Annotated in this window: 27 protein-coding genes; 11 read left to right on the top strand and 16 right to left on the bottom strand. The window is 64.8% G+C overall.

What is annotated here, in order from left to right; genetic code table 11:
• Positions 1-48: 48 nt before the first annotated feature.
• The 5 genes from VGM61_RS04125 to VGM61_RS04105 are packed head-to-tail and all read right to left on the bottom strand — an operon-like array spanning position 49 to position 5,935.
• Entirely contained in the window at positions 49-2,898 is a 2,850-nt protein-coding gene (locus VGM61_RS04125) for a valine--tRNA ligase (protein WP_331521459.1), read from the bottom strand.
• Between the two features lie 49 nt (positions 2,899-2,947).
• A complete protein-coding gene (hemE, locus tag VGM61_RS04120) occupies positions 2,948-4,018 on the bottom strand; it encodes a uroporphyrinogen decarboxylase (RefSeq protein ID WP_331521458.1) in 1,071 nt (356 codons plus the stop codon).
• Entirely contained in the window at positions 4,008-4,268 is a 261-nt protein-coding gene (locus tag VGM61_RS04115; RefSeq protein WP_331521457.1) for a WGR domain-containing protein, read from the bottom strand. The genes hemE and VGM61_RS04115 overlap by 11 nt, the downstream gene beginning before the upstream one ends.
• A 57-nt stretch (positions 4,269-4,325) precedes the next feature.
• Positions 4,326-5,396, bottom strand: a complete 1,071-nt coding sequence (aroB, locus tag VGM61_RS04110; RefSeq protein ID WP_331521456.1) for a 3-dehydroquinate synthase — start codon at positions 5,394-5,396, stop codon at positions 4,326-4,328.
• A complete protein-coding gene (locus VGM61_RS04105; RefSeq protein WP_331521455.1) occupies positions 5,393-5,935 on the bottom strand; it encodes a shikimate kinase in 543 nt (180 codons plus the stop codon). Before VGM61_RS04105 ends, aroB begins: the two co-directional genes overlap by 4 nt.
• On the opposite strand from VGM61_RS04105, the gene VGM61_RS04100 reads away from it, so the two are divergent.
• Complete coding sequence (locus tag VGM61_RS04100) at positions 5,934-6,755, top strand: NAD-dependent epimerase/dehydratase family protein (RefSeq protein WP_331521454.1); 822 nt, start codon at positions 5,934-5,936, stop codon at positions 6,753-6,755. The genes VGM61_RS04105 and VGM61_RS04100 overlap by 2 nt on opposite strands.
• Before the next feature lie 19 nt (positions 6,756-6,774).
• Positions 6,775-7,110 (top strand): YbjQ family protein, encoded by a 336-nt coding sequence (locus VGM61_RS04095; protein ID WP_331521453.1) that lies wholly within the window; start codon positions 6,775-6,777, stop codon positions 7,108-7,110.
• Here VGM61_RS04095 and VGM61_RS04090 read toward each other — a convergent pair.
• Entirely contained in the window at positions 7,097-7,876 is a 780-nt protein-coding gene (locus VGM61_RS04090; protein ID WP_331521452.1) for a kinase, read from the bottom strand. The genes VGM61_RS04095 and VGM61_RS04090 overlap by 14 nt on opposite strands.
• Positions 7,877-7,943: 67 nt before the next feature.
• On the opposite strand from VGM61_RS04090, the gene pdxH reads away from it, so the two are divergent.
• The 3 genes from pdxH to VGM61_RS04075 are packed head-to-tail and all read left to right on the top strand — an operon-like array spanning position 7,944 to position 9,777.
• Complete coding sequence (gene pdxH, locus VGM61_RS04085; protein ID WP_331521451.1) at positions 7,944-8,531, top strand: pyridoxamine 5'-phosphate oxidase; 588 nt, start codon at positions 7,944-7,946, stop codon at positions 8,529-8,531.
• On the top strand, positions 8,528-8,968 hold the full coding sequence (locus VGM61_RS04080) for a secondary thiamine-phosphate synthase enzyme YjbQ (RefSeq protein ID WP_331521450.1): 441 nt from the start codon (positions 8,528-8,530) through the stop codon (positions 8,966-8,968). The genes pdxH and VGM61_RS04080 overlap by 4 nt, the downstream gene beginning before the upstream one ends.
• Positions 8,969-8,970: 2 nt before the next feature.
• Entirely contained in the window at positions 8,971-9,777 is an 807-nt protein-coding gene (locus VGM61_RS04075; protein ID WP_331521449.1) for an ABC transporter substrate-binding protein, read from the top strand.
• A gap of 75 nt (positions 9,778-9,852) precedes the next feature.
• Here the strand turns inward: VGM61_RS04075 and VGM61_RS04070 are convergent, their stop codons facing one another.
• Genes VGM61_RS04070 through proC form a run of 3 tightly spaced genes read right to left on the bottom strand, consistent with a single transcriptional unit; the run spans position 9,853 to position 11,679 of the window.
• Positions 9,853-10,269, bottom strand: coding sequence for a DUF4426 domain-containing protein (locus VGM61_RS04070; RefSeq protein ID WP_331521448.1), 417 nt, complete (start codon positions 10,267-10,269; stop codon positions 9,853-9,855).
• 13 nt (positions 10,270-10,282) lie between these two features.
• A complete protein-coding gene (locus tag VGM61_RS04065) occupies positions 10,283-10,858 on the bottom strand; it encodes a YggT family protein (RefSeq protein WP_331521447.1) in 576 nt (191 codons plus the stop codon).
• A complete protein-coding gene (gene proC / locus VGM61_RS04060) occupies positions 10,855-11,679 on the bottom strand; it encodes a pyrroline-5-carboxylate reductase (protein WP_331521446.1) in 825 nt (274 codons plus the stop codon). The genes VGM61_RS04065 and proC overlap by 4 nt, the downstream gene beginning before the upstream one ends.
• A gap of 213 nt (positions 11,680-11,892) precedes the next feature.
• Between proC and VGM61_RS04055 the strand changes: the two genes are divergently transcribed.
• Positions 11,893-12,930, top strand: a complete 1,038-nt coding sequence (locus VGM61_RS04055; RefSeq protein WP_250627338.1) for a type IV pilus twitching motility protein PilT — start codon at positions 11,893-11,895, stop codon at positions 12,928-12,930.
• Positions 12,931-13,124: 194 nt separating this feature from the next.
• Positions 13,125-14,288: a PilT/PilU family type 4a pilus ATPase gene (locus VGM61_RS04050; RefSeq protein ID WP_331521445.1), complete on the top strand. Its 1,164-nt coding sequence runs from the start codon at positions 13,125-13,127 to the stop codon at positions 14,286-14,288.
• Between the two features lie 69 nt (positions 14,289-14,357).
• Here VGM61_RS04050 and VGM61_RS04045 read toward each other — a convergent pair whose 3' ends face one another.
• The 7 genes from VGM61_RS04045 to gshB all read right to left on the bottom strand — a co-directional run bounded on the left by VGM61_RS04045 (position 14,358) and on the right by gshB (position 21,252).
• Positions 14,358-14,714, bottom strand: a complete 357-nt coding sequence (locus tag VGM61_RS04045; protein WP_331521444.1) for a BON domain-containing protein — start codon at positions 14,712-14,714, stop codon at positions 14,358-14,360.
• Between the two features lie 852 nt (positions 14,715-15,566).
• Complete coding sequence (locus tag VGM61_RS04040; RefSeq protein WP_331521443.1) at positions 15,567-17,351, bottom strand: hypothetical protein; 1,785 nt, start codon at positions 17,349-17,351, stop codon at positions 15,567-15,569.
• A gap of 120 nt (positions 17,352-17,471) precedes the next feature.
• A complete protein-coding gene (locus VGM61_RS04035) occupies positions 17,472-18,398 on the bottom strand; it encodes an aspartate carbamoyltransferase catalytic subunit (protein WP_331521442.1) in 927 nt (308 codons plus the stop codon).
• Between the two features lie 37 nt (positions 18,399-18,435).
• Positions 18,436-18,855, bottom strand: a complete 420-nt coding sequence (gene ruvX / locus VGM61_RS04030; protein ID WP_331521441.1) for a Holliday junction resolvase RuvX — start codon at positions 18,853-18,855, stop codon at positions 18,436-18,438.
• A 4-nt stretch (positions 18,856-18,859) separates the two neighbouring features.
• Positions 18,860-19,423 (bottom strand): YqgE/AlgH family protein, encoded by a 564-nt coding sequence (locus VGM61_RS04025; RefSeq protein WP_331521440.1) that lies wholly within the window; start codon positions 19,421-19,423, stop codon positions 18,860-18,862.
• A gap of 36 nt (positions 19,424-19,459) precedes the next feature.
• On the bottom strand, positions 19,460-20,314 hold the full coding sequence (locus VGM61_RS04020) for an energy transducer TonB (RefSeq protein ID WP_331521439.1): 855 nt from the start codon (positions 20,312-20,314) through the stop codon (positions 19,460-19,462).
• Complete coding sequence (gene gshB, locus VGM61_RS04015; RefSeq protein WP_331521438.1) at positions 20,311-21,252, bottom strand: glutathione synthase; 942 nt, start codon at positions 21,250-21,252, stop codon at positions 20,311-20,313. Before gshB ends, VGM61_RS04020 begins: the two co-directional genes overlap by 4 nt.
• A gap of 339 nt (positions 21,253-21,591) precedes the next feature.
• Here gshB and pilG point away from each other — a divergent pair, with 339 nt between their 5' ends.
• The 4 genes from pilG to VGM61_RS03995 all read left to right on the top strand — a co-directional run bounded on the left by pilG (position 21,592) and on the right by VGM61_RS03995 (position 25,185).
• Positions 21,592-21,948 (top strand): twitching motility response regulator PilG, encoded by a 357-nt coding sequence (gene pilG / locus VGM61_RS04010; protein WP_250625889.1) that lies wholly within the window; start codon positions 21,592-21,594, stop codon positions 21,946-21,948.
• 94 nt (positions 21,949-22,042) lie between these two features.
• Positions 22,043-22,414, top strand: coding sequence for a response regulator (locus tag VGM61_RS04005; protein ID WP_331521436.1), 372 nt, complete (start codon positions 22,043-22,045; stop codon positions 22,412-22,414).
• A 10-nt stretch (positions 22,415-22,424) separates the two neighbouring features.
• A complete protein-coding gene (locus VGM61_RS04000) occupies positions 22,425-22,970 on the top strand; it encodes a chemotaxis protein CheW (protein WP_331521435.1) in 546 nt (181 codons plus the stop codon).
• Positions 22,971-23,154: 184 nt separating this feature from the next.
• A complete protein-coding gene (locus VGM61_RS03995; RefSeq protein WP_331521434.1) occupies positions 23,155-25,185 on the top strand; it encodes a methyl-accepting chemotaxis protein in 2,031 nt (676 codons plus the stop codon).
• Positions 25,186-25,384 lie beyond the last annotated feature (199 nt).

Below are 25,384 nucleotides of genomic sequence, written 5' to 3'. Positions count from 1 at the left end.
AGGTGACGGGATGGGCGCCGCCGCGTGACGGCGCCCATCCTGGGTGAGCTAGAGCTTGCCCGATTGTTCGCGCAGGCCCTGGAGCTGGGTGGTCCAGTCGCTGATGCGCGCCCGCTCCTGCGCCACCACCTCGGCCGGTGCATTGGCCACGAAACTGGTGTTGCCGAGCTTGCCCTCACACTTGCGGATTTCACCCTCGATACGGGCGATTTCGCGGGTCAAGCGCGTTTTTTCAGCGTCCACGTCGATCAGGCCGGCCAAGGGGATCAGCACCCGCAAGGAGCTGACCACGGCCACCGCGGCAGCCGGTTCATCGGCCTTCGACTCGATCCAGCGCGGCGCCTCAACACGCCCGAGGAACGCCAGCTGCGCGGCGAACTTGGCCGAGCGCTCGCGATCCTTCGCGTCACCGTCGGCGAACAGCAACGGGATAGCCTTACCCGGCGGGATGTTCATCTCGGCGCGGATACGGCGAAGGCCGGTGAGCACCCCCTTGATCCAATCAATATCCGACTCGGCGGTAACGTCGGTCAAGAACTCCGCTGCGCTTGGATACGCGCGGGTCATGATCGTCTCACCTTCCAAGCCAAGGCGAGGCGCAACCGCGTGCCAGATCTCTTCGGTTACAAATGGGATTAGCGGGTGCAATGCTCGTAGCAGGGCTTCCAACACGTGCACAAGCGTGAACCGCACTGACATCGTTGCTTCGATATTTGTGACGGTCTCGCCTTCGCCTGCCAAATCCATGGCAACTTTGGTATTCAAGTACGGTTTTGTCAGTTCGATGAACCAATCACAAAACTCGTTCCACGTGAATTCGTAGAGTTTTTGGGAAAGGAGGTCAAAGCGGTAGTCCGCTACATGTGCCTCGAAGTCCAGGAGTGCTGAATTGAATTTTGTGATGATCCATTTTTCGGCAGGTGTTACCGGCCAGCTGCTGGGCTTTGTCACCAGAGGCGATGGTGGTATCAAGTCGCCACGTTCGCTAGCTTCCAACTCACTTGGCGGGGTATCCAATGAGCCAAGTACGAAGCGCGCGGCATTCCACAGCTTGTTGATAAAGGCCTTGTAGCCACCACAGCGCTCCAGGTCGAACTTGATGTCGCGCCCGTGCGTGGCCAGCGATGCGAAGGTAAAGCGCAGCGCATCGGCGCCGAAAGCGGGGATGCCCTCGGGGAATTCCTTGCGCGTGGCCTTTTCGATCTTCTCGGCCATTTTCGGCTGCATCAGGCCGCGCGTGCGCTTGTCCACCAGCGCATCCAGGGCGATGCCGTCGACGAGGTCGATCGGGTCAAGCACGTTACCCTTGGACTTGGACATCTTCTGGCCGTCCTTGTCGCGGACCAGGCCTGTGATGTAGACGTCCCTGAAGGGCACTTCGCCGGTGAAGTGGTCGGTCATCATGATCATCCGGGCCACCCAGAAGAAGATGATGTCGAAGCCGGTCACGAGCACGCTGGATGGCAGGTAGCGCGAGTAACCTTCCGCATCCATCACTTTCGGATCGGGCCAGCCGAGCGTGGAATGGCTCCACAGTGCTGAGCTGAACCAGGTTTCCAGTACGTCGGCTTCGCGCGTGAGCTCGCCCAGGCCGCGTTCGGTGGCCTGCGCCTTCGCCTCGGCCTCGTCGCGGGCAACAACGATCTGGCCATTGGAGGCATACCAGGCGGGAATCCGGTGTCCCCAGGTGAGCTGGCGGCTGATGCACCAGTCCTGGATGTTGCCCAGCCAGTGGCGGTAGGTGTTTATCCAGTTTTCCGGGACGAAGCGGACCTTTCCCGATTCCACCAGCTCCATGCCTCGGGCGGCGAGGGTGTCCATCTTCACGAACCACTGCCACGTGAGGTAAGGCTCGATCACCTGGCCGGTGCGATCGCCCCGCGGCACCTGCAGCTTGTGCTTCTTTGTTTCGACCAGATACCCCTGGGCTTCGAGGTCCGCCAGCACGGCCTTGCGCGCGACATAGCGATCCATGCCGCGGTAGGCGGCAGGCGCGTTGTCGTTGATCGCGGCGTCGGGGGTGAAGATGTTGATCGTCGGCAGGCCATGGCGCTGGCCGATCGCGTAATCGTTGAAGTCGTGCGCGGGCGTGATCTTCACGCAGCCGGTGCCGAACTCCCGCTCGACGTAGTCGTCGGCGATGATCGGGATCTCGCGGCTGGACAGCGGCAGGCGTAGTGTTTTACCCACCATCGCGGCGTAGCGTTCGTCTTCCGGATGCACGGCCACGGCGACGTCGCCGAGCATGGTTTCCGGGCGCGTGGTGGCAACGACGAGCGAACCTGAGCCGTCGGCCAGGTCGTAGCGGATCGACCAGAGCGAACCGTCTTCTTCGGCGCTGACTACTTCAAGATCCGAGATGGCTGTCTTCAGCACCGGGTCCCAGTTCACCAGTCGCTGCCCACGATAGATGAGTTTTTCCTCGTACAGGCGCACGAAGGTTTCAGTGACGGCCGTCGAGAGCGAAGGGTCCATGGTGAAGCGCTCGCGCGACCAGTCACCGGAGACGCCCAGGCGGCGCATCTGCCGGCCGATGGTGCCGCCGGATTCGTTCTTCCACTGCCAGACGCGCTCGATGAAGGACTCGCGGTCGAAGTCCGAACGCTTCTTGCCTTCAGCCTCGATCTGGCGGGTGACCACCATCTCGGTGGCAATGCCGGCGTGGTCCATGCCCAGCTGCCACAGCGTGTCGAAGCCGCGCATCCGGTGGTAGCGGATGAGCGTGTCCATGATGGTGTGCTGGAAGGCATGGCCCATGTGCAGCGTGCCGGTGACGTTCGGCGGCGGCAGCATGATGCTATAGGGCGTGCCCTTGCCCGAGGGCTTGAAGTAACCGTTGGATTCCCAGTGATCGTACCAGCGGGTCTCGATCTGGCTGGGCTCGAAGCTCTTGTCCATGCGGGCGGCGGCAGTTTGCGGGAAAGCCGTTGATTATAACGGCTTTGGGTCAGTTACCGCGGATCGTCCTGCCATGGGCGTGGACGGTATCGACCAGGACCTTCACGTTTTCAGGGTTCACTTCCGGCGTGATGCCGTGGCCGAGGTTGAACACGTGCCCCGGATGGTTGCCGAAGGCGTCCAGCACGGCTTTCGCTTCGCGCTCGACGATGTCCGGGGTAGCCCACAGCACGGCAGGGTCCAGGTTGCCCTGAAGGGCAACGCGATCGCCCACACGGCGCCGGACCTGGCCGATATCGACCGTCCAGTCCACGCCCAGTGCGGCGCAGCCGGTATCGGCCAGCGCTTCGAAATGGCCGTTGGCGCCCTTGGAGAACACGATCACCGGCAGGTCGCGCGAAGCGGGATGTGCCTTCAACGCCTCGACCACGTGCGCCATGTAGCGAAGCGTGAATTCCCCGAAGGCCTTTGGGCCAAGCAGGCCCCCCCAGGTGTCAAATACCATCAGCGCCTGGGCGCCGGCCTCGGCCTGGGCGATCAAATAAGCACTGACTGATTTTTCTATCACGCCCAAAAGCTGGTGCATCAAGGCCGGATCGCTCCAGCCCATCGCCTTGACCCGTGCGAAGTCCTTCGAGCCGCGGCCCTCGATCATGTAGCAGGCAAGCGTCCAGGGGCTGCCTGAAAAGCCGATCAGCGGCACGCGGCCGTCCAGTTCCCGGCGGATCAGGCCTAGGGCGTCCATCACATAGCGCAATTCACCGTCCATGTCGGGAACGGCAAGGCGCGCGACATCGGCGGCGCTGCGTACGGGACGGTCGAACTGCGGCCCTTCGCCTTGCGCGAAGTTCAGCCCCAGCCCCATCGCGTCGGGAATGGTCAGGATGTCGGAAAACAGGATCGCCGCGTCCAGGTCGAAACGCGCCAGGGGCTGCAGGGTGACTTCACAGGCAAGATCCGGCGCCTGAGCCAGGGCCATGAAGCTGCCGGCGCGTTCGCGCGTGGCGCGGTATTCCGGCAGGTAGCGGCCGGCCTGGCGCATCACCCACACGGGCGTGGTATCGGTAGGTTCCCGGCGCAGGGCGCGCAGGAAACGATCGTTCTTCAATTCAACGGCCATACGGCGAATCCTGTCCCTGGCTGAACATCACTTTGAACCCGCGCTTCAACTGCGCATTGCGGGCTTTCTCGAACGCGGCCAGCGCATCGTCGCGTTCGAGGAAAACGTCGCGCTTGAGGCTGGCACGGCCGCCCTGCGTGCCCCATTCACGATAGAGCGTCCAGCCGCCGAGCAAATCCTGCTCGAGGCTCAGCTGGTAATAGCGCGGCGCCTCGGCGGCGTCGGGCCTGGTTTGCATGTAGATGCGCATGGGGTGCCTGGTGGCGCCGCGGAACTTCCTATTGTAGGCGGTCGGCGCGTGCGAGCGTTAGTTGCCAAGCACGGCCAGGACGTCTTGCTCGGCGACGCCAGGGGCGATCTCCGCCCGTCCGATGCCGCGCCAGAGAATCAACTTCAGCACGCCGGCCGTGTTCTTCTTGTCCAGCCGCATCAGGCGCAGCAGCTCGTCCGGGTCGCTGCCGCCCGGCATGGCAATGGGCAGGCCCAGGCGCTGGAGCAGGGCGGACAGGCGCGCGGTGTCTTCACTGCCGGCCATGCCCATGCGTTCGGAAAGCCTTGCCGCCAGCACCATACCCACGGCCACGGCCTCGCCGTGCAGGAACGTGGTGTAGTGGCCGGCGGTTTCCAGCGCGTGGCCGAAGGTATGGCCCAGGTTCAAGAGCGCGCGTTCGCCTTGCTCGGTCTCGTCGCGGGACACGACCCCGGCCTTGTAGGCACATTTGCGAGCGATGGCCTCGACCAGCAGCGTGGGCTCGCGGGCTTCCAGTGCGTCGGCGTGGTCTTCGAGCCAGGCGAAGAAGCCGGCATCGCCGATGGCGGCCCCCTTGACGATCTCGGCCAGGCCCGCGCGGTATTCGCGGTCGGGAAGGCTCGCCAGGGTGTCGATGTCGGCCACCACCGCGCGCGGCTGGTGGAAGGCGCCGACCAGGTTCTTGCCTTCGGGCAGGTTCACGCCGGTCTTGCCACCGACTGAGGAATCGACCATCGCCAGCAGGGTGGTGGGCATCTGGATGAAATCGATGCCGCGCATCCAGCAGGATGCGGCGAAGCCGGCCAGGTCGCCGACCACGCCGCCGCCCAGGGCGATGATGCAGGCGTCGCGCGTGGCGCCCAGGCGGGCGAGCGAGGCCAGGACCTCACCGACATTGGCGAAGGTTTTTTCGCTTTCCCCGTCCCCGATCAGATGTGTATCGACGAGGAAGCCCTCTAGCCCGGCGCGCACGCGCGCAAGGTATAGCGGGGCTACGGTGGTGTTGGAAACGATCAGCACGTGTCGGCCGCGGATCGCCGCACGCCAGCGGGGCGAATCGTCGATGAGGCCTGCTCCGATCCAGACGGGGTAGCTGCGCGCGCCGAGCGCGACGGTAAGTTCGTTCATGAGGCTCGCATGGGACGCCGCCAGTGGGCGTCGATGAGTTCGATGGTGGCCGTTGCCGCCGCAGCCAGGCCATGGCCCTGCGGTGGCACGATGAGGTCGGCGATTTCGCCGTAGAAGGGGGCCCGGGCCGAAGCCATGGCCACCAGGCGGCCATGGCGGTCTTCGGTTTCCAGCAACGGCCGGTTGTGGTCGTGCTCAAGCCGGCCCAGTTGCTGGTCCACGTCGACCTGCAACCAGATGACGAAGCCGCGTTCACGCAGGGTTTGCCGATTGTGCGGGTCTATCACGGCGCCGCCGCCGGTAGCCAGCACCACGCCGGGCTGGCGGCTACACTCGTCCAGGCAGGCGCTTTCGCGCTGGCGAAAACCGGCTTCGCCCTCCATCTCGAAGATCGTGGCCACTGGCACCCCGGTCTTCGCTTCAATGGCCTGGTCCAGGTCGACGAAGGGCAGGTCGTAATACGCGGCTACGCGTTTGCCCAGTGAGGTCTTACCTGCGCCCGTAGGACCGATGACGAAGAGGTTGGACGACGGATTCATGACATCGATGCTAACAAGTTACGGCCGGCGGGTACTCATTGCCGGTTGCGGCGATGTCGGTTTGCGCCTGGCGCGGCGACTTTTGGTACGGGGTATCGAAGTACATGCGCTGCGCCGAAGCGCCCAGGTGCCGGATGCTGGAGGGCTGCACTGGCACCAGGGCGATGTGGGCGAGCCACCACCGCTGCCATCCGTCGATGCCGTCGTGTTCACTGCCACGCCCGATACCCGCGACGAGGCCATTTATCGGCGTGTGTTCGTCCACGGCCTGGCGCGCATGCTCGATGCCAACCCCGATGCGCGGGTCGTGCTGGCGTCGTCCTCCGCGGTTTACGGTAACCACGACGGCGGGTGGGTGGACGAAGACACCCCACCTGCGCCACCGGGTTTCAACGGCCGCGTGCTGCTGGAGGCCGAGGCGCTGGTGCAAGGGCAGCGTGGGTCGGCCGTGCGCCTGGCCGGACTGTACGGTCCCGGCCGCCTGCAACTGGTCGAACGCCTGCGTGCAGGCCAGGCCCGGGTTCCGCGCTCGCATCCGTTCCATGTCAATCGTATCCACGTCGACGACGCAGCGTCCGCGTTGATGCATGCGCTGGACGATCCATCGCCGGCGCCGGTCTATGTCGGCGTGGACGACACGCCGCTGCCCATGCATGAACTGTACGATGCGATTGCCGTGGCATGTGGCGCGCCGCTCCCGCTGGAGGGGCCGCCGCCCGCGGGCATCGGCAGCAAACGGCTGCGCAATCACCGACTCCGCGCCACCGGATGGCAGCCTGCGTGGCCAGACGCGAGACTGGGTTACGCTGCCCTCATTTGAATCCATCCAGGAGAATCCCATGGCAGGTCCCGTGCAGCGGCAGATGGTTTCCACTTCCAATGAAATTCCCGGCCACCGGATCGTCCGTGGGCTTGGCGTGGTGCGCGGTATCACCGTGCGTTCGCGCAGCGTGATCGGCAACCTCGGCGCTGCGTTGCAGACGCTGGTCGGGGGCAATATCACGATCTACACCGAGCTGTGCGAGAAGGCCCGCGAGGAAGCCTTCGAGCTGATGCTCCAGCACGCCGGCGAGCATGGCGCCAACGGCGTGGTCGCCATGCGCTACGACGCCAATGACGTCGCCGAGGGCGTGACCGAAGTGCTGGCCTACGGCACGGCCGTTATCGTCGAGTGATCCGTACCGGCGTTCGCGCGGTGTCCAGGGCCACCAGGACATCAGCGCGCGCCGGCAGCGTGCGAAGGGCATGGCGGCTGATGCGCTCGTAGTGGGACAGGAAACGATCCAGCTCATTGTCGTTCATCGCGCGTGGCGCGCCCGCATGTTTGCGTTCACCCTGCCCGCGCCATGAACGCACCACATTCCAGCCAGGCGCCTGCAGCACGGCCAGGCGATCGATACGCGCCCAGGCCGCTGCATAAGCGCCCAGTTGTGCATTGACGAAGTTCCGCCATCGACCATCGGCGTCTTCGTCGCGCTCGAGCTCGTTGACCGGCACGGCAAGTTCGGTGTCGTCCTGCGGTGGCACGCCCAGGCACCAACCTTCGAACACCACCAGGCCCGGCGGTCCATCCACCTGTTGCCAATGCTCGCGTGGCATCCGGTCGTCACGTCCCTTGTCGAAACGCGGCACGGCCAGTGGCCAGTGCGTGGACGGATCGACCAGTGCGTCGAGCGTGGAAAGAAGAAGGTGGAGGTCGTGCGTGCCCGGTACGCCGCGGGTGGCCAGCAGCGGATGAACTTCGCGGCCCAGGGCCATGCGCGCGTCGTGGTCGAGGTAGAAGTCGTCCAGTGACAGCGACACGGCGCGCATGCCGCGAACACCTGCCAGGCGTGCCATCGCCACGGCTACGGTGCTTTTGCCGCTGCCCTGCAGGCCCGATATCCCCAGCAGGCGTGGCGCCCCGTCCAGCAGCATCACGGCCAGTGCATCCGGCCCCATGTTAGGATTCAATCCGCTCATGGCAGCCGAGCATAGTGCCTGCCATCGCCCGAATCGAACCCTTCGCATGCTCAGCACCGACATCCTCGCCACCTTCCGCGGTCTGCTCGAGGAGGCGCGCGCCAGCGGCGATCCCGAACCCACTGCCATGAACCTCGCCACCGCCGATGTCGATGGGCGCATTTCATCGCGCATCGTCTTGCTCAAGGGCGTGGACGAGCGCGGCCTGCGCTTCTTCACCAACACCGAAAGCGCCAAGGGTGAGCAGCTGAAGGCGCATCCGCAGGTGGCCCTTACCTTCCACTGGAAGCACATCGCTCATGGCGTGCAGGTGCGCTTCGAAGGGGGCGCCAGCCGGCTGCAGCCGGAAGAGGCCGATGCCTACTTCGCCACGCGTGCACGCGGCAGCCAGATCGGCGCGTGGGCCTCGGCGCAATCGCAAACGCTTCCGGACCGCGACACGTTTGAGCAGCGCGTGGCGAAATATGAGGCTGAATTCGAAGGCCGCGACGTGACTCGCCCCCCGCACTGGGGTGGCTACCTGATGCAGCCGAACATGGTTGAGTTCTGGTATGCGGCGGAATTCCGCCTGCACGAACGCATCCGCTGGGACCGTTTCGGTGAAACCTGGCGCAGCCGGTTACTCTATCCATGACTCGTGCGCAGCCCGTGCAGCATATCGCGCAGCATGGTTTTACCGTGCATACGCGGGGCCGCGGGTTGTTCGACGTTACCCAGCAAATACGCGATGCCGTCACCGCAAGCGGCGTGGGCACGGGGCTGGTGCAGGTATTCGTGCACCACACCAGCTGCTCGCTTCTGATCGGCGAAAACGCCGATCCCGTGGTGCAGGCGGATCTTGAACGCTTCTTCGCACGCCTGGTGCCCGATGGCGATCCGATCTTCCGCCACGACGATGAAGGCCCGGACGACATGCCCGCGCACGTACGCGCCATCCTTACCGGTTGCAGCCTGGCAGTTCCCGTGCATGCCGGCAAACCAATGCTCGGCACCTGGCAGGGCATCTATCTTTACGAGCATCGCACGCATGCGCACCAGCGCAAGGTAACCGTCACCGTGCTGGGGCATTGATCTTGTCCGACGCCTTCCCGCAGCGCATCGTCTGCCTGACCGAAGAACCCACCGAGGTGCTCTACGCCATTGGCGAGGAACACCGCATCGTGGGTATTTCCGGCTTCACCGTGCGGCCATCACGGGCGCGCAAGGAGAAGCCGAAAGTCTCGGCGTTCACCAGTGCGAAGATCGGGGCCATCCTGGACTTGAAACCTGATCTTGCGATCGGGTTCTCGGACATCCAGGCCGACATCGCCCGCGACCTCATCAAGGCCGGCGTGGAAGTGTGGATCAGCAACCACCGCAGCGTGGAAGGCATCGTCGCCTATATCCGCCGGCTGGGTGCGATGGTCGGTGCAAGCGATCGCGCCGAAGCGCTGGCGCAGCGTGCGCAGGCGCAACTGGCACGCGTGTCGGCGTTGGCGGCCGCGTTACCGCGCCGCCCGAAAGTATATTTCGAAGAGTGGGACGACCCACAGATCACCGGCATCCGCTGGGTGGCCGAATTGATCCGCATCGCCGGTGGCGATGATGTCTTCCCCGAACTGATGATGGAGCCACTGGCCAAACAGCGCATCCTGGCCGACCCGACGGAAGCGGCGCGTCGCGCGCCTGACATCATCCTTGGCTCATGGTGCGGCAAGCGATTCCGGCCTGGAATTGTCGCCGCGCGCGAGGGCTGGGCGGACGTCCCCGCCGTGCGCAACGGCGACCTCTATGAAATCAAGTCACCGATCATCCTGCAGCCGGGGCCGGCGGCGATCTTCGACGGCCTTGATGCCATCCACGCGATCATCACCGCGTGGGCCGCAAAAACGAACCTCTGAGCTCCATCGCCGTTATTTGCCAGAGGCGGCTCTATCGACGCTGAGGAGGGTACCAGCGCACTGGCACGATCGACCTTAGTCGACGATGAAATCCTGGTTGAATTCCGCGTGCTGGGTCGTACCGCCCCTGGGGGTGACGTCCAGCACGAAATGCAGCGAGCCGGAGTTGGGTACGGTGAAGGTGCCAAGGTAGGTGGTGCTGCCGCCTTCGCTGATCTTGCGGATGGTGATCGGCACGTTGTCGCCGGTGAGGGTGGTGACTTTTGCCTTCACCGTGGCTTCGACGCTATCGTCGTTGGCAATGCGACTGGCAGAGACGTTCAGAAGGCCCTGTTCCGGGGTGTGCGCCACGCCCTGCGCCTTGGCCGACGCCGCCGGCAGGCCGTCGGCGGAGAGCGCGTTGTAGCGCACAATGAACTCACCGGCGCGCATTTCATCAGCCAGGGCGGGGCCCGCCAGCGCAAGGAATGCAAGAAAGAGCACGGTTTTCATGGCAATACTCCCGTCAGGCAGCGCCGGCCAGGCGCATGCCGAAGTCGCTGATCATCAGCACCAGGGTCACGCGCAGCAACATCAACGCCAGGATCACCACGGCGGGCGAGAAATCCAGGCCGCCGAGCACGATCCGGCCACGCAATGGCCGCAGTACCGGTTCGACCAGGCTTCCCACCAGGCGGATCACCGGATGGTAGCGATCGGTGCTCATCATGCTCATCAGCGACCATGCGAACACCAGTACCACGTAAAGCATCACGAAATAGTCGACGAGTTCGGCCAGCGCCAGCACCACCAGACCCGGTACCGAGGGCATCACGCCGACGATGGCGAAGCCCAGCACTATCTTGGCAAGCTCGGCCAGGTACGCCAGCACCAGTGCCGCGCTGTTCCACCGTCGCCAGGTCGGCAGCACCCGCCGCAGCGGCTGCAGGATCGGATTCGTATAGCGGTACAACACCTGGCAGAGAGGGTTGTGGAAATCGGCGCGGCAAACCTCAGCAAGGAAGCGCAGGACGAACAATGTAACGATGGCGCCGAAAATGAAGCCGATGACCAGGCCCCCGGCGTTGGCAAGGTAATTCACGATTCTGCATCCATGGCAGCGGACAGCGCCTCGGCCCGCCGGGTGGCGGCGTCGACGGCGCGTTCGACGATAAGGTTGAAATGATCCATGGCGAAGCTTTCCAGCGCCGCCTGGGTGGTGCCGTTGGGGGAGGTCACCTGCTCGCGTAGCGTGGCAGCCGGCTCACCGCTTTCGGCCAGCATCCGTCCGGCACCCAGGGCGGTTTGCGCAGCCAGCGCGCGGGCAGTCTCCGGGGAAAGCCCCTGGGCTACGCCGGCGGCCTCCAGCGCCTCGGCCAGCAGGAAGAAATAGGCAGGCCCTGAGCCCGAGATCGCCGTGACCACGTCGAGGTCTTCTTCCTGCGGGACCCAGGTGGTGAGGCCGGCCGAATCCAGCAGGTGCTGCGCCAGCGCCCGTTGCGGGGCACCCACCCGGCCGTTGGCGAACAGGCCAGTGGCCCCGGCGCCAATCAGCGCCGGTGTATTGGGCATGCACCGGACCACCGCCTGGGGGCCACCCAGCCAGCGCTCGATCTGGGCAATCCGGATACCGGCGGCAATGGAAACCACGAGCGGCCGTGAGCGCGCCACCACGTGCTTCAATTCCTTGCAGACCGCGGGCATCACCTGGGGCTTGACCGCCAGTACCAGCAGTTCGGCACCCTCGGCGGCCAGCACGTTCTGCGGGTAGGTGGCCACGCCGAATTCGCGGGCGAGCTCCTGGCAGCTATAGGCACGTGGCTCGGCAACGCTGATGGAGCCTGCGTGGCCGCCGTTCTTCAGCACGCCGCCGATCAGGCTGCGTGCCATGTTGCCGCCGCCGATGAAGGCTATGCGCGTCATGGGTCTCCTTGGGGGAGGGCAAGGGCGCGTCAACGCGCCGACAGACGACAATATACCCGCAGCTTGCCCCTTCCCGGCGGCGGTGGTTACCCTAGGCGCGCAAGGGGGACCTGGTATTCAGGACCTGCGGCGACGATGGTGGTCATCCGTTGCCGTTTCGCCGTGCCATTGGCCGCACCGCCCGTACGTTACGAAAAGACCCAGGGGAATACGATGGACATCGCCGAACTGCTTGCCTTCTCGGTGAAGAACAAGGCATCCGACCTCCACCTCTCCGCCGGCCTGCCGCCGATGATCCGCGTGGACGGCGACGTGCGGCGCATCAACATCCCGGCGCTCGAGCACAAGCAGGTGCACTCGCTGATCTACGACATCATGTCGGACAAGCAGCGCCGCGACTACGAAGAATTCTTCGAGGTCGACTTCTCCTTCGAGATTCCCGGCCTGGCGCGTTTCCGCGTGAATGCCTTCAACCACAACCGCGGCGCGGGCGCGGTGTTCCGTACCATTCCCTCTGAAGTGCTCACGCTTGAAGACCTCGCCACGCCGCGCATCTTCCGCGAACTGATCGAGCAGCCGCAGGGGCTGATCCTGGTCACCGGCCCCACCGGTTCGGGCAAGTCCACCACGCTTGCCGCGATGGTCGACCACATCAACAAGAACGAATACGGCCACATCCTCACCATCGAGGACCCGATCGAATTCGTCCATACCTCGCACAAGTGCCTGGTGAACCAGCGCGAGGTGCACCGCGACACGCACGGCTTCACCGAGGCCCTGCGTTCGGCGCTTCGCGAAGACCCGGACTACATCCTGGTGGGTGAGCTGCGCGACCTGGAAACCATCCGCCTGGCGCTGACCGCCGCGGAAACCGGCCACCTGGTGTTCGGCACCCTGCATACCTCGTCGGCCGCCAAGACCATCGACCGCATCATCGACGTGTTCCCGGCCGGTGAAAAACCCATGGTGCGCTCGATGCTGTCGGAGTCGCTGCGCGCGGTGATTTCGCAGACCCTGCTGAAGAAGGTCGGCGGCGGCCGCGTGGCGGCGCATGAAATTATGGTGGCCATCCCAGCCATCCGTAACCTGATCCGCGAAGACAAGGTCGCCCAGATGTACTCGGCGATCCAGACCGGCCAGCAATACGGCATGCAGACCCTCGACCAGACCCTGCAGGACCTGGTCAAGCGTGGCCTGGTGACCCGCCAGCAGGCGGTGGGTTATGCGAAGAACAAGGAAGTGTTCAAGTAAGCAGCCGGACGGCCGGGGCAGCCATGTAAAGGTTGCCCCGGCAAGCATGGGGCCTGTACCGGGGCGGGGAATCGTTCCGGAGTGCCAACTCCATCAGCCTTCCGGCGTACCACTCCCGGCCGTGAGCGCGGCCGGACCGAAACAGGTATATCCTCGCCCGAGGGGCGCCGGGTGCCGGCGATAGGGTTTTGGTCATGAGCGATTTCGATTTCACTTCTTTCCTGAAGTTGATGGTGCATAAACAGGCGTCTGACCTGTTCATCACTGCAGGTGTTGCACCTTCAATGAAGATCCAGGGGCGCATTGTCCCCATCACGCAAAGCCCGCTCACCGCGCAGCAATCGCGCGACATGGTGCTGAACGTGATGACACCCTCGCAACGCGAGGAATTTGAAAAGACCCACGAGTGCCAGTTCGCCATCAGTGCCTCGGGTGTGGGCCGCTTCCGCGTGTCGTGCTTCTATCAGCGCAACTGCGTGGGCATGGTGCTGCGCCGGATCGAATCGAAGATCCCAACTTTCGAAGACCTCAACCTGCCGCCGATCCTCAAACAGCTGGCGATGACCAAGCGCGGCATCGTGATCTTCGTGGGCGGCACCGGCACCGGTAAATCGACCTCGCTGGCAGCGCTGGTTGGCTACCGCAACCACAACTCGACAGGCCACATCATCACCATCGAAGACCCGATCGAATACGTTCACAAACACGAGAACTGCATCATCACCCAGCGCGAAATCGGCATCGACACCGACAGCTGGGAGAACGCGCTGAAAAACACCCTGCGCCAGGCGCCCGACGTGATCATGATCGGCGAGGTGCGCACGCGCGAAACAATGGAACACGCGATCAACTTCTCGGAAACCGGCCATCTGTGCCTGTGCACGCTGCATGCGAACAACGCCAACCAGGCGATGGACCGCATCCTGCACTTCTTCCCGGAAGACCGCCGCACCCAGCTCTTCATGGACCTGTCGCTGAACCTCAAGGGCATCGTGGCCCAGCAGCTCATTCCCACGCCCGATGGCAAGGCACGCCGCGTAGCGGTGGAAATCCTGCTCGGCACGCCTTTAGTGCAGGACTACATCCGCCAGGGCGAGATCCACAAGATCAAGGAAGTGATGCGCGATTCGACCAACCTGGGGATGCAGACCTTCGACCAGGCCCTGGTCACCCTGTACCACGCGGGCGAGATCTCCTACGAGGACGCCTTGCGCCACGCCGACAGCTCCAACGAAGTGCGCCTGCGCATCAAGCTGGCCCAGGGCGGCGATGCGCATACCCTCAGCCAGGGGCTGGAAGGTGTTTCCGTGCAGGAAACGTCGGATAAGAACCAGTTCGGCGGCATGCTGCGCCGCTAGCCGGCCACCGTGTTCGAAAAAAATAGGGAGCCCTCGCGGGCTCCCTATTCATTTCAAGGCGTCGCGCAATTACTTCGACGCGCCCACCATCAGACCGTCAGCCGAAACGCTCTTCACGCCTTTCACCTTCTTGGCCACATGCTCGGCCTTGGTTTTGGCCGCGGCGGTATCGGTGGTGCCCGACAGCGTGACCACGCCGTCGTTGGTATCGACCGAGATGTCGGTCGACTTGATGCCCTTGGTCGAGGCCAGCTCGCTCTTCACCTTGGTGGTGATCCAGCCATCAGCCGCCTTGTCGGGCACCGTCTGGTTGGTCTTCTCCTTGGACATCGAATCCTGCGCGCTCACCGTGGCAAGCGGGAGTGCAGCCACGCCGGCAACCAGGGCCGCGGAAAGGATGGTCTTGCGAATCAGTGATGCATTCATGGCTAACTCCTGTTGATGGGAATAACGGCCGGCAGCCCGCAGGCGCCGCTTACCGTGGCGTCATGGAAACAGGCCATGGGTGAACGATCCGTGGGAACCTGCCGGTTTGTTCATCGCCCGGTCGGCAAGGAATCGTGAAGCGTTCAGGTTGTCGGGGAGAGCCGGCGGGACCCAGTGGCGGCGCTCATGGCTGCGGCGACCCTCGGGAATCGGAGGCCGCTTCGCGGCGTGTCTTATGGCTGCGCGCCCATCGGACGGGCTTCGACCGGGGGTTTTCAATTCGCCATCCTGGCTCAGTGAAAACGGCCGGCCGTCCATGGCCGGCCCCCTGACGGGCCTGATCCGGCCGAAGCCCTTCGCCTTCGCACGGAGCGCCGCCGCTGGGCCCCGCCGGCTCTGCCGAACTGAGGTTCGCGGTGGAAAGCACGGCTGACCTGCATGGCGCAGTTGCCGCGTTCGCTACCATCGGGCTGAAACCTCGAGCGTGCGGTCCGCTCCATGCGTTGTCACTCTGTTTGTCCTGCACCCCACCTCGGACGTGTCCAGAGCCGGGGGCCATCAGCCTCGTTGGCGACTTGTGGAACCGAGCGCTGCGGGCGGAACAGGCCCGCAGGGGACCGGCCTTGGCCGGTCGTTTTCGCGAAGGCCAAGGGCCGCCTCGAAAACCCCCGCCCGCAACGCGCGCGCGCCGGGGCGCAGCCATAAGAAAAAGCCGCGCAGCGGCCTCTTCCCCCAAGCGCCGGTGTAACCGGAGCGACGAGGCTGATGGCCCCCGGCTCCTGCGACCACGCCCGAGCCAAGAAAAAGGGCGCCACAAAGGCGCCCTTTTTCGCTACACGACGGACTGCACGATTACTTGGTTTCGGCCTTGCTGGTGATGACCAGACCGTTGCCGTCTACCAGGACGTCGCCGGACAGCTGCACGATGCGCTGGGCTTGCGCCCGCATGGTGTCGAACTGGGCCTTGGATCGGGCAGCGGCATCGGCGCGCGCTTTGTCGGCCGTGGCCGGGTCCGCGGTGGGGTCGATGCCGATGCCAGCGGCGCTCATGGCGTCGGCCTTGTCGGCCATGACGTCGATCCACGTGCGGTACATGTCGCCGTTCAGATGCACGCGCATCTGGCGGCCCTTGTCGCCGAGGGTGTCCTTGAGCATGTCGCCAAGCTTGGCGTCCTGGCCGGCGCCGATGCCGATGGCTACGGCTTTGTCGGTCATCGCGGCGAAGCCGGGGCCGCCGGCCATCGCCGTCATCTCGGCCGGCAGGGCGACGGGCTTGCCATCGGGCGTCAGCTTGACCTGGGCCAGGGACGGCATCACCGCGCTGCCCATGGCCACCAGGCCCGCGGGGTTGCTGGTGGCGATCAGCAGGCGGCCGGTGATGGAGGGGATCTGCCCGGCCTTGTCGGCCGGCGGCATGCTGAAGCTGTCGAGCGTGATGCGGACGCCGCGCAGGTCGCCGAACGGCGGGATGGCCGCTTGCTGCATGGCCGGGCCCACCTTGGCGAAAGTCTCGTTCAGGCCGGCCAGTGCCGGGCACTGGAACGGCTTGGCAGCGACGGCGTCGGCCTGGGCCGTCCAGAATTCGCGCATCTGCTTCACCGGCAGGGCCAGGGCAAAGTCGAACGGGGCGTCGGAGTCCTTGCCCAGTCCCGGCACCTCCACTTCAAGGCCCGAGAACACCTGGGTGATGTCCGGTGCAAGCGCGATGTCGAAGCGCGTCTCCTGGTGGGTGGCGTCGATCCGGGTGTAGCCGAAGGTGGCCGATGGGAAGCGGGCGGCGATGCGCGTGGCATCGGCTTCGCACGACGGCGGGAAGGGGTTGGCCTGGGCGGTGACCGGCTCGCCGGTCTTGGCAGCATCGGTCTGCATCTTCTGGCGCACCATGGCGGCGAAGAGGGGATCCTTGCCGCTTGCCATCAGAGGCAGCAGGTGGGCGATGTCCACGGCGCCGACGGCGAATTTCTCGTAGCCCTTGTCCTTGGCGATCTTCTCCAGGCGGCCATCGTCCTGCAGGTTCTTTTCCGGACGGTCCAGGCCCAGTGCCTGGCGCAGCTGCGGTTCGGCAGCGTCCGAGGGCAGCAGGGTGGCGACCATTTGCTTGCCGACGACGGCCAGCACCACCTCGGTGCCCGATTCCGCCGACACGGCCTTGCGATAAGACTGGTCACCCACCTTGGCTACGTCGAATTTCTGGCCGTAGGCGGCTTCCATGCGATCGATGAAGGCATTGAAGGCCTTGGGATCGGCGAGGTCCGCGCGCAGCACGGGCGCCAGGCCCAGGCCGTAGAACGCCATCTTGCCCTTCGGATCCATGCCCAGGCCGGCGACGACGTCCTGGGCCTTCTTACCCTCGACCTCCTTCACCAGTGCGCGCAGCAGGTTGGCGTTGTTGACGTGGCCGACCGTCTGCTGGCTGTCGGCCAGCGTCTTCAGCTGCGCGATCTGCCCGGGAAGCTGCAGGTTCCACTGGTTGTAGGCCGCGTTGCGCACGTCGTCTGACGGCGCTTCGATGTTGGCGAACACGTAGGGGGTATCGGCTGGCACGAAGGCCAGTGGCGCGTCCTTGTCCTTATGGCCGCAGGCAGCCAGCAGGGCGGTGGCCAGGCCAAGCGCAATGAGTCGCTTCGTCGGTCGCATCTTCACGTTCCTTTCCCCATATCGGTGTCGTTGGCTGCCCGGCACAGCCGGGAGCGAAGGCCCATTATGCCCGTAAGAAGTGGAGCCAAGGCGACAAAAACGGGCAAAGATGAGCTTTGTTCAGCGTCCAAGCACTTCAGCCAGTACCGCCATGCGTACGAACACGCCATTGCCCACCTGCTCCAGGATGCGCGACTGCGCGCCATCGGCCACATCCGGGGCAATCTCGATGCCGCGATTGATCGGGCCCGGGTGCATCACGAGACAGCCCTTGCCGGCCTTCGCCAGGCGCTTTTTGTCCAGGCCATAACGGGCGAAGTAGCTCGCCTCGTCGGGCAGTTCCGTGGCTGCCATGCGCTCTTTCTGCAGGCGAAGCATGATCACCGCGCCGGCACCCTCGATGGCGGCGTCGAAATCGTGGCCGATTTCAACCCCGGGCAGCTCGTCCGCATCGGGCATCAGCGCGGCCGGGCCGCACAGGCGGATGGTGCGGGTGCCCAGCGCCTGCAGCGCGTGGACATCCGAGCGCGCCACGCGCGAATGGCGCACATCGCCGCAGATGGTGACGGTGAGCTGGTCGAAGTCGGGCCGGTGCTGGCGGATGGTGAGCGCGTCGAGAAGGCCTTGCGTGGGGTGGGCGCGGTTGCCGTCGCCGGCGTTGATCACCGCCACGCCGCTCATGGCGTGCTTGACCAGCGATTCGGGGGTGCCCGATTCCTTGTGTCGCACGATGATCGCATCAAGGTGCATCGCCTCGAGCGTGTGCAGGGTGTCGAAGAGTTCCTCGCCCTTGGCGGTGGAGGAAAGCCCGATGTCGAAGTTGATCACGTCCGCGCCCAGTCGCCGTGCGGCGAGTTCGAACGAGGTGCGCGTGCGCGTGGAAGGTTCGAAGAACAGGTTCAGCACCGTGCGCCCGGCCAGCAGGTTGAGCTTGCGCGTGCCGTGGGCACAGGCTTCGCGCATCGTCTCGGCTCGATCCAGCAGGCGGGTGATCGCCTCGGTGGGCAGGCCCGCAAGCGTGGTGAGGTGGCGCAGGCGTTGGCTCATGGAACCCTCGTGGCAGGGAAGGACGGTTGGGTACGCATCATGCCTGGGCAAGCCAGGCTTCGAGGATCACCGCCGCGGCTTCGGCATCGATGGTGCCTGCGTCGCTGCGCTTTTTAAGCCCTGCCGCGCGTTGGGCGGCGAATCGCCGCGAGGCCTCCTGCGAGGTGTGGCCTTCGTCGGTGAATTCCACCGGCAGTTGCCAGCGTTCGGCCAGTGCCGCGCCGAAACGGCGCGCGGTGCGCGTCATGGGTTGGTCCCTGCCATCGCCATCGAGTGGCAGGCCCACGATGGCGCGTTCTGGCAGCCATTCACGACGCAGGGCGTCAAGGCGGGTCCAGTCGGGCTGCCCTTCGCGTACGGCGATGGCGGCGATGCCGCGGGCGGTGGCGGTGAGCGTATTGCCCACGGCCACGCCGATCAGTCGCGTACCGACATCGAAGCCGAACAGGCAGGCCATGCCTTCACGCGTGGCCGGCATAGCCGGCCAGTTGCGCGGGATTCACGCCCATGAGCCCCGCCGCGGCATTCCAGCGTTCCTCCAGCGGGGTGTCGAAAACGATACGCGCATCGGCCTCGGTGGTGAGCCAGGCGTTTTCCATCAGCTCCTGCTCAAGCTGACCAGGGCTCCAACCGGCATATCCCAGCGCCAACATCGCCTGCGCCGGACCTTCGCCCGCCGCGATTGCCACCAGGATGTCGCGCGAGGTGGTGACCGACCATGCCTCGTTGATGCGATAGCTCGATTCCCACTGGCCAGGTTCGCGATGCAGCACGAAACCGCGTTCCTGCTTGACTGGTCCGCCGATCAACACGGGGTGGTCGGCGATTTCGGCGTCCTGGCATTCGAGGTCCATCTGCGCCAGTACGTCGGCCAGGCGGTACTCGGACATCTGGTTGATCAACAGGCCCACCGCGCCGTCCTCGCCGTGCTGGCACAGGAAAGTAACGCCACGGGCGAACGGCGGGTCGAGGAGACCCGGCATGGCGATGAGGAACTGGCCGGCAAAGCTGGTGGGGGAGTTCATGGCTGGATTGTAGCGGGGCGCGAAGTACTCGGGGTGTTAGCGGTTGCGCAGGATATCCCCGGGGAGAAACTGCCACGTTCGCGTGATGTACAGCTCGTCCACGCGTGTCTTGTCTGGCGGCAGCGCGGGGAAGGGGCCGGCCAGGCGCACGATGCGCTGCGCGGCATCGTCGAGCAGCTTGTGCCCGGAGGACTCGATCACATCCACGCTCTTGATGCTGCCGTCCCGGTTGAGGCCGACAGTGAGCACGACATCGCCGTGCAGGCTTTCACGACGCGCCTGGTCAGGATAGTTCTGGTTGCCGACCCGCTCCACGCGCTTCACCCAGCCGTTCATGTAGGCGGCGTAGGCGTATTCCTTGGTATTGGCTGAAATGAATTTCTTCTTCGGCCGCTTGGCGTACTTTTCTGACTGGTCGCGCACCTCGGCGGCGAGCGCGGCCATTTCTTCGGCGCGCCGGGTTTCCTCGGCGGAGGCCTGGTCGTCCTGGCGGGTGCTGGCCTGGTTGCGGGTCACGGTGAAATCGCTGCTGCCTTCCGTGGTGACCAGCCGTGGATCGCTGGCCGGCGTCGGGTTGGCGGTGGTAGCGGCCACCCGCGTGGGCGCGGTGCCGTGGGCATCGGTGGGAAGCAGCCCCGAAGCGCGTTCGGAGGGCCGCGCGGCCTTTTCGCTTTCGCCGCCACCGGCATTGTTGGCCTGCGCCAGGAAATCAGCCTTGTCCGGCGCCTGGTCGTTGGCTACATCCACCAGGGTGACATCCAGCGACGGCAAGCCGGCCTTCGGACGCGAGGCGCTGAAGGTCACGCCCAGCAGGATGATGCCGTGCAGCACGATGGAAAACAGCAGGGTCGGCCCGAACAGGTCCGTTCCCTGGGAACCTCTTGTGGTCATGACCCCTCGATTGCGTCGAACATCAACCCGGCGATGTTAAGGCCGTACTGGGCATCAAGCTCACGGATGCAGGTGGGCGAGGTGATGTTGATCTCGGTGAGGTAGTCGCCGATCACGTCCAGGCCAACGAAGCGTAGGCCGCGGCGGCGCAGTTCCGGAGCTACCTGGGCGGTGATCCAGCGGTCGCGGTCGGACAGCGGCACGCCTTCCCCGCGGCCACCGGCGGCAAGGTTGCCGCGGAATTCGTCGCCCTGGGGGATGCGCGCCAGGGCGTAGGGTACCGGCTCGCCGTCGATCACCAGGATGCGTTTGTCGCCGGATGTGATCTCGGGGATGAATTTCTGCGCGATCGTGAAGTGCCGTTGGCCCTCCAGCAGGGTTTCCAGCATGGAGTTGAGATTGCTGTCGCCATGGCGCACCTTGAAGATGCCACGCCCGCCCATGCCATCGAGGGGTTTGAGCACCGCCTGGCCGTGCTCGGCGACGAACGCGCGAAGTTCCCTGGTATCACGGGACACCAGGGTAGGCACGATGCATTGCGGGAACTGCAGTGTGAACAGCTTCTCGTTGCAGTCGCGCAGCGAGCGGGGGTCGTTGACCACCCGGCAACCCCGTCCCTGGGCCAGTTCCAGCACCATGGTGTCATAGATGAACTGGGTATCGACCGGAGGGTCCTTGCGCGCCAGGACGATATCCATCGTGCCCAGATCGTGCCATTCAGGCTCGCCCAGGCTGAACCACGAGGTTTTGTCATCGCGCACGCTCAAGGGACGCAACCGGGCCATGGGCGCACCGTCACGGATGGCCAGGTCGCCCTGTTCCATGTACAGCAAGCCATGGCCACGGCGCTGGGCCTCCAGCAGCATGGCAAAGGTGGAGTCCTTGACGATCTTGATATGGCTGATGGGGTCCATCAGCACCGCGACGCGCAACGGCATGGGGAGGGGCACTCCGAAGGCTAAAGTTGGCCCCAAGGCAGCCGATAAGGGCCGACGACGGGGCAAACTCCAAGTGTAGGGGATGGCCGTTCAAAAGCGTGCCACAAAGGCATTTGGTCACTTTTGCTTGACGGCACGGTACCCAGGCGTTAAACAGCGACGCTTGGGTGCACCGCCGAAGAGCGGTCACTTGGCGTGCCATCGGGATACGGTCCGTCGATTGGCGCACGGTCGGGCGAGGGTTAATCGCGCTACCGTGTGCATGGCTTCATGGTGGGGTTTACGGGGGCGGTAGTGAACGAAAACGGACGCAGTAATGGCCTGGCCGGTTTGAAGGTCATGGTGATCGACGACTCCAAGACCATTCGCCGGACGGCGGAGACCCTGCTGAAAAAGGAGGGCTGCGATGTCCTCACGGCGGTCGATGGCTTCGAGGCGCTCGCCAAGATTTCCGACCAGAAGCCACACATCATCTTCGTCGACATCATGATGCCGCGCCTGGACGGCTACCAGACCTGCGCCCTGATCAAGAACAACCCGCAATTCCGGCCTACGCCTGTGATCATGCTCAGTTCGAAGGACGGCCTGTTCGACAAGGCGAGGGGGCGCATTGTCGGCGCCGAGCAATACCTCACCAAACCCTTTACCCGCGACGAATTGCTGGGCGCGATCCAGCGCTACGCCATCGCAAGCTAGCCACGCGCCGGTTACGTTGCTTTCGAAGTCATTGAAGTTTTTCGTGGGGACGTGGCCTTAAGGGCCGCGACCCGACACCAGGGGAACCAGCGCTTTGCCCAACATCCTGATCATCGACGATTCACCGACCGACGTGCGCGTGTTCACCACGTTGCTGGAGAAGGCCGGTTTTTCCGTTTCCAGCGTCGACAATGCCGAGGCCGGCATCGAACGCATCCGTGCCAACCGCCCCGACCTTGTCATCATGGACGTCATCATGCCCGGCATGAACGGCTTCCAGGCCACGCGTACGCTCAGCCGCGACCCGGCCACAGCCGAGGTTCCGGTGGTGATGATCACCACCAAATCGATGGAAACCGACCGCGTCTGGGGTCTTCGCCAGGGAGCACGGGCCTTCATCACCAAACCGGTGAACGAGAAGGAACTGCTCGCCACCATCGACAACCTGCTGCCCAAGCCGCACTGAAGGCACATCCATGACCGACGTCGCTGCCTTCAACCCGTTCGAGCTCCTGGCCTATTACGAGCGCCGTTGCCTGGCGCACACGGCGGCGACCCCGGAGCAGGTGGACGCGCCGAGCCTGTGGCGCGGCATCGGTTTCCGTGTCGGCACGCGTTCGTTCGTGGCCAGCATCGATGAGATCAACGAATTGCTTGCGCCGCCGGCGCTCACCCCCGTGCCCGGTACCCGGCCATGGCTGATGGGCGTGGCCAACGTGCGAGGCAACCTGGTGCCGGTCGTCGACTTCGGGCGTTTTCTCTTCAATGCCCGGACACCGTCGTCCGAGCGCACCCGCCTGCTGCTGGTGCGCCAGCAGAACGGCACGGTGGGCCTGCTGGTGGATGAAGTGTTCGGCCAGCGACTGGTGGATGAGGAACAACGCCGCCTGGCCGGCCCCGAGGAAGACCCGCGCCTGACGCGATTCGTCTCGGAGAATGTCACGGTGGGTGACCGCGAATACGGGATGCTGAGCATGACGCGACTGGTGCGCGCGCCGGACTTCCGCCAGACCGCGGTATAGCAGTGGAATTTGGATACAAGCGCGTGGCTGCCTGAACGGCATGTCGCGTGTGGCAAGACGGGCAGGCCGGCAGCGGCATGCCGGACAGGGGGCGAAGCGGGTGCCCGCTTCGCAGGTAAAGACAGCCCACGTAGGCTGCCTTGCCATGTGGATCGACGTATAACGGGCGTGTGACGAGGTGAGTATGAGTACGACCACAGGGGGTGCGAAGGATCGCAGCAACTTGATCCTGATCGCGGCGCTGGTGCTTTCCATCGGCATCGCGGCTGTCGATTTCTACATGCTCAACACCAAGAACGACGAAGACCGCCAGGCCGTCGGGCTCACTACCCAGATCCAGGTGATCTCGCAGCAGACGGCCAAGGATGCGCTTGAAGCCTCCGACGGTAACGCCGACGCGTTCCGGGAACTGCAAGCTGCCCGCAATACCATCGATTCGGCCGTGCAGCGCCTGAACAAAGGCGATGTGAAAACCCGCATGCCGGCCTATGCCGACAACAACGTCACGGCGGCCGGCAAGTCGGTTGCGGCGTTGACAAATGCATGGAACCAGCTGGATTCGGACATCGGCAAGATCCTGTCCAACAAGCAGCTGGTGCTCGATTCCACCCAGCGCGCGGGTACGTTTTCACGCCAGATGCCGCTGCTGAACGCACGCAACGACGAGGTGCTGACCATCCTGCAGCAGCGCAATGGCTCGGTGGAACAGACCTACACCACCGCCCGCCAGCTGCTGCTGGGTGACCGCATGATCCGCCGCGTGTCGGAAATCCTGCAGGGCGGCGACGCCGGCCAGCCGGCCGCCGATGGCCTGTCCCGCGACGCCCAGCTCTACGGCGCGGTGCTGAAGGGCCTGACCTCCGGTAGCGAAGACAACTCGGTCAAGCCGATCAGCGACGCCAACGCCAAGAAGATCCTCGAAGCCATGCAGGCCAGCTGGGGCGAGTTGAACGATCCCGTGGCGCAGCTGGTGGCCGCTTCGCCCAACCTGCAGGACGTCAAGCGCGCCGGCAACCAGGCCTCGCTCGATTCACAGACCGTGCTCCTGCGCGCCAACGACGTCGCCGGCCAGATCGGCAAGCTGCCGCTCACCCGCCTCTTCCCCAACATATGGTTTGGCCTGCTCGGCGCCGTGGGTGCCGCGGTATTCGCCCTGCTGCTGGTGATCACCCAGATCCGCGACCAGCGCGCGCGGTTTGAATCCACCAACGCCCTGAACCGCAAGAACGAAGCGGCCATTGGCCGTCTGCTGGACGAAATGGTGACGCTGGCCGAGGGCGATCTCACGGTGAAGGCCACGGTGACCGAGGACATCACCGGCGCCATCGCCGACTCGATCAACTCCGCCGTGGACGAACTTCGTCGACTGGTGGCCACGATCAACGAGACCGCCGTGCGTGTGTCCGCGGCCGCCCAGGAGACGCAGGCCACCGCCATGCACCTAGCCGACGCCGCCGAGCAGCAGGCTACGCAGATCAGCACCGCCACCACCGCCATCAACCAGATCGCCACGTCCATGGACACCGTGTCCCGCGACTCGGCCGAATCCGCGGACGTTGCCCAGCGGTCGGTGCAGATTGCCTCGCGTGGCGCCGAAGTGGTGCGCGAAACCATTCAGGGCATGGACTCCATCCGTGACCAGATCCAGGAGACCTCCAAGCGCATCAAACGCCTGGGCGAGTCGTCGCAGGAAATCGGCTCGATCGTGGAACTGATCAACGACATCGCCGAGCAGACCAACATCCTGGCCTTGAACGCCGCCATCCAGGCGGCTTCGGCAGGCGAAGCGGGCCGCGGTTTCGCGGTGGTGGCCGACGAAGTGCAGCGCCTGGCCGAACGCTCGGCCAGTGCAACGAAACGAATCGAAACGCTGGTGCAGACGATTCAGTCCGACACCAATGAGGCGGTCAGTTCCATGGAACAGACGACGGCCGAGGTGGTGGCGGGCGCCCGGTTGGCCGAGGACGCCGGTACCGCGCTGGGCGACATCGAGCGCGTCTCGAACGACCTTGCCGGCCTGATTCAGAACATCTCCACCGCCGCGCGCCAGCAGTCGGTCGCGGCTACCGATACCTCCGCGACGATGAACGTGATCCAGGAAATTACCTCGCAGACCTCGCTGGGCGCGAGCCAGACGGCCGAATCGATCGGCAACCTGGCGCAGCTGGCCAACGACCTGCGCCTGTCGGTGGCGAACTTCAAGCTTCCGGGCTAACCCGGTCAACCGCTCACGGGTTTCGAATTTTGGGATGTGGCGCACATGAATTGGATGGATGCTGGCATTGTCCTTGCTGGAGAGAAGCGATGAATACGTTCGCTTCCGCCAGCCGTGCCCGTGCGCTCCAGCGCTGCGTGTCTGTCGGCACCTGCCCACTTGCCCATGCCTTTGCCGTCAGCAACGCCAGCCACACCCG

It is taken from the genome of Pinirhizobacter sp., from assembly GCF_036499745.1.
Classification (GTDB): domain Bacteria; phylum Pseudomonadota; class Gammaproteobacteria; order Xanthomonadales; family Rhodanobacteraceae; genus Pinirhizobacter.
Note: the sequence above shows the minus strand (reverse complement) of the source record. Positions and strands in the feature narration are given on the sequence as shown.

Excerpts from the sequence above, each read along its gene's own strand:
- aroB (WP_331521456.1), bottom strand. The coding sequence starts at position 5,396 with ATGAACGAACTTACCGTCGCGCTCGGCGCGCGCAGCTACCCCGTCTGG.
- VGM61_RS04025 (WP_331521440.1), bottom strand. The coding sequence starts at position 19,423 with ATGAACTCCCCCACCAGCTTTGCCGGCCAGTTCCTCATCGCCATGCCG.
- hemE (WP_331521458.1), bottom strand. The coding sequence starts at position 4,018 with ATGGCCGTTGAATTGAAGAACGATCGTTTCCTGCGCGCCCTGCGCCGG.
- VGM61_RS04070 (WP_331521448.1), bottom strand. The coding sequence starts at position 10,269 with ATGAAAACCGTGCTCTTTCTTGCATTCCTTGCGCTGGCGGGCCCCGCC.
- pdxH (WP_331521451.1), top strand. The coding sequence starts at position 7,944 with ATGCTCAGCACCGACATCCTCGCCACCTTCCGCGGTCTGCTCGAGGAG.
- VGM61_RS04090 (WP_331521452.1), bottom strand. The coding sequence starts at position 7,876 with ATGGGGCCGGATGCACTGGCCGTGATGCTGCTGGACGGGGCGCCACGC.
- VGM61_RS04055 (WP_250627338.1), top strand. The coding sequence starts at position 11,893 with ATGGACATCGCCGAACTGCTTGCCTTCTCGGTGAAGAACAAGGCATCC.
- gshB (WP_331521438.1), bottom strand. The coding sequence starts at position 21,252 with ATGCCGTTGCGCGTCGCGGTGCTGATGGACCCCATCAGCCATATCAAG.
- VGM61_RS03995 (WP_331521434.1), top strand. The coding sequence starts at position 23,155 with ATGAGTACGACCACAGGGGGTGCGAAGGATCGCAGCAACTTGATCCTG.
- VGM61_RS04000 (WP_331521435.1), top strand. The coding sequence starts at position 22,425 with ATGACCGACGTCGCTGCCTTCAACCCGTTCGAGCTCCTGGCCTATTAC.
- VGM61_RS04040 (WP_331521443.1), bottom strand. The coding sequence starts at position 17,351 with ATGCGACCGACGAAGCGACTCATTGCGCTTGGCCTGGCCACCGCCCTG.
- VGM61_RS04105 (WP_331521455.1), bottom strand. The coding sequence starts at position 5,935 with ATGAATCCGTCGTCCAACCTCTTCGTCATCGGTCCTACGGGCGCAGGT.
- VGM61_RS04080 (WP_331521450.1), top strand. The coding sequence starts at position 8,528 with ATGACTCGTGCGCAGCCCGTGCAGCATATCGCGCAGCATGGTTTTACC.
- VGM61_RS04045 (WP_331521444.1), bottom strand. The coding sequence starts at position 14,714 with ATGAATGCATCACTGATTCGCAAGACCATCCTTTCCGCGGCCCTGGTT.
- VGM61_RS04035 (WP_331521442.1), bottom strand. The coding sequence starts at position 18,398 with ATGAGCCAACGCCTGCGCCACCTCACCACGCTTGCGGGCCTGCCCACC.
- VGM61_RS04095 (WP_331521453.1), top strand. The coding sequence starts at position 6,775 with ATGGCAGGTCCCGTGCAGCGGCAGATGGTTTCCACTTCCAATGAAATT.
- VGM61_RS04050 (WP_331521445.1), top strand. The coding sequence starts at position 13,125 with ATGAGCGATTTCGATTTCACTTCTTTCCTGAAGTTGATGGTGCATAAA.
- pilG (WP_250625889.1), top strand. The coding sequence starts at position 21,592 with ATGGTGATCGACGACTCCAAGACCATTCGCCGGACGGCGGAGACCCTG.
- ruvX (WP_331521441.1), bottom strand. The coding sequence starts at position 18,855 with ATGGCCTGCCTGTTCGGCTTCGATGTCGGTACGCGACTGATCGGCGTG.
- VGM61_RS04020 (WP_331521439.1), bottom strand. The coding sequence starts at position 20,314 with ATGACCACAAGAGGTTCCCAGGGAACGGACCTGTTCGGGCCGACCCTG.
- VGM61_RS04100 (WP_331521454.1), top strand. The coding sequence starts at position 5,934 with ATGACATCGATGCTAACAAGTTACGGCCGGCGGGTACTCATTGCCGGT.
- VGM61_RS04115 (WP_331521457.1), bottom strand. The coding sequence starts at position 4,268 with ATGCGCATCTACATGCAAACCAGGCCCGACGCCGCCGAGGCGCCGCGC.
- VGM61_RS04125 (WP_331521459.1), bottom strand. The coding sequence starts at position 2,898 with ATGGACAAGAGCTTCGAGCCCAGCCAGATCGAGACCCGCTGGTACGAT.
- proC (WP_331521446.1), bottom strand. The coding sequence starts at position 11,679 with ATGACGCGCATAGCCTTCATCGGCGGCGGCAACATGGCACGCAGCCTG.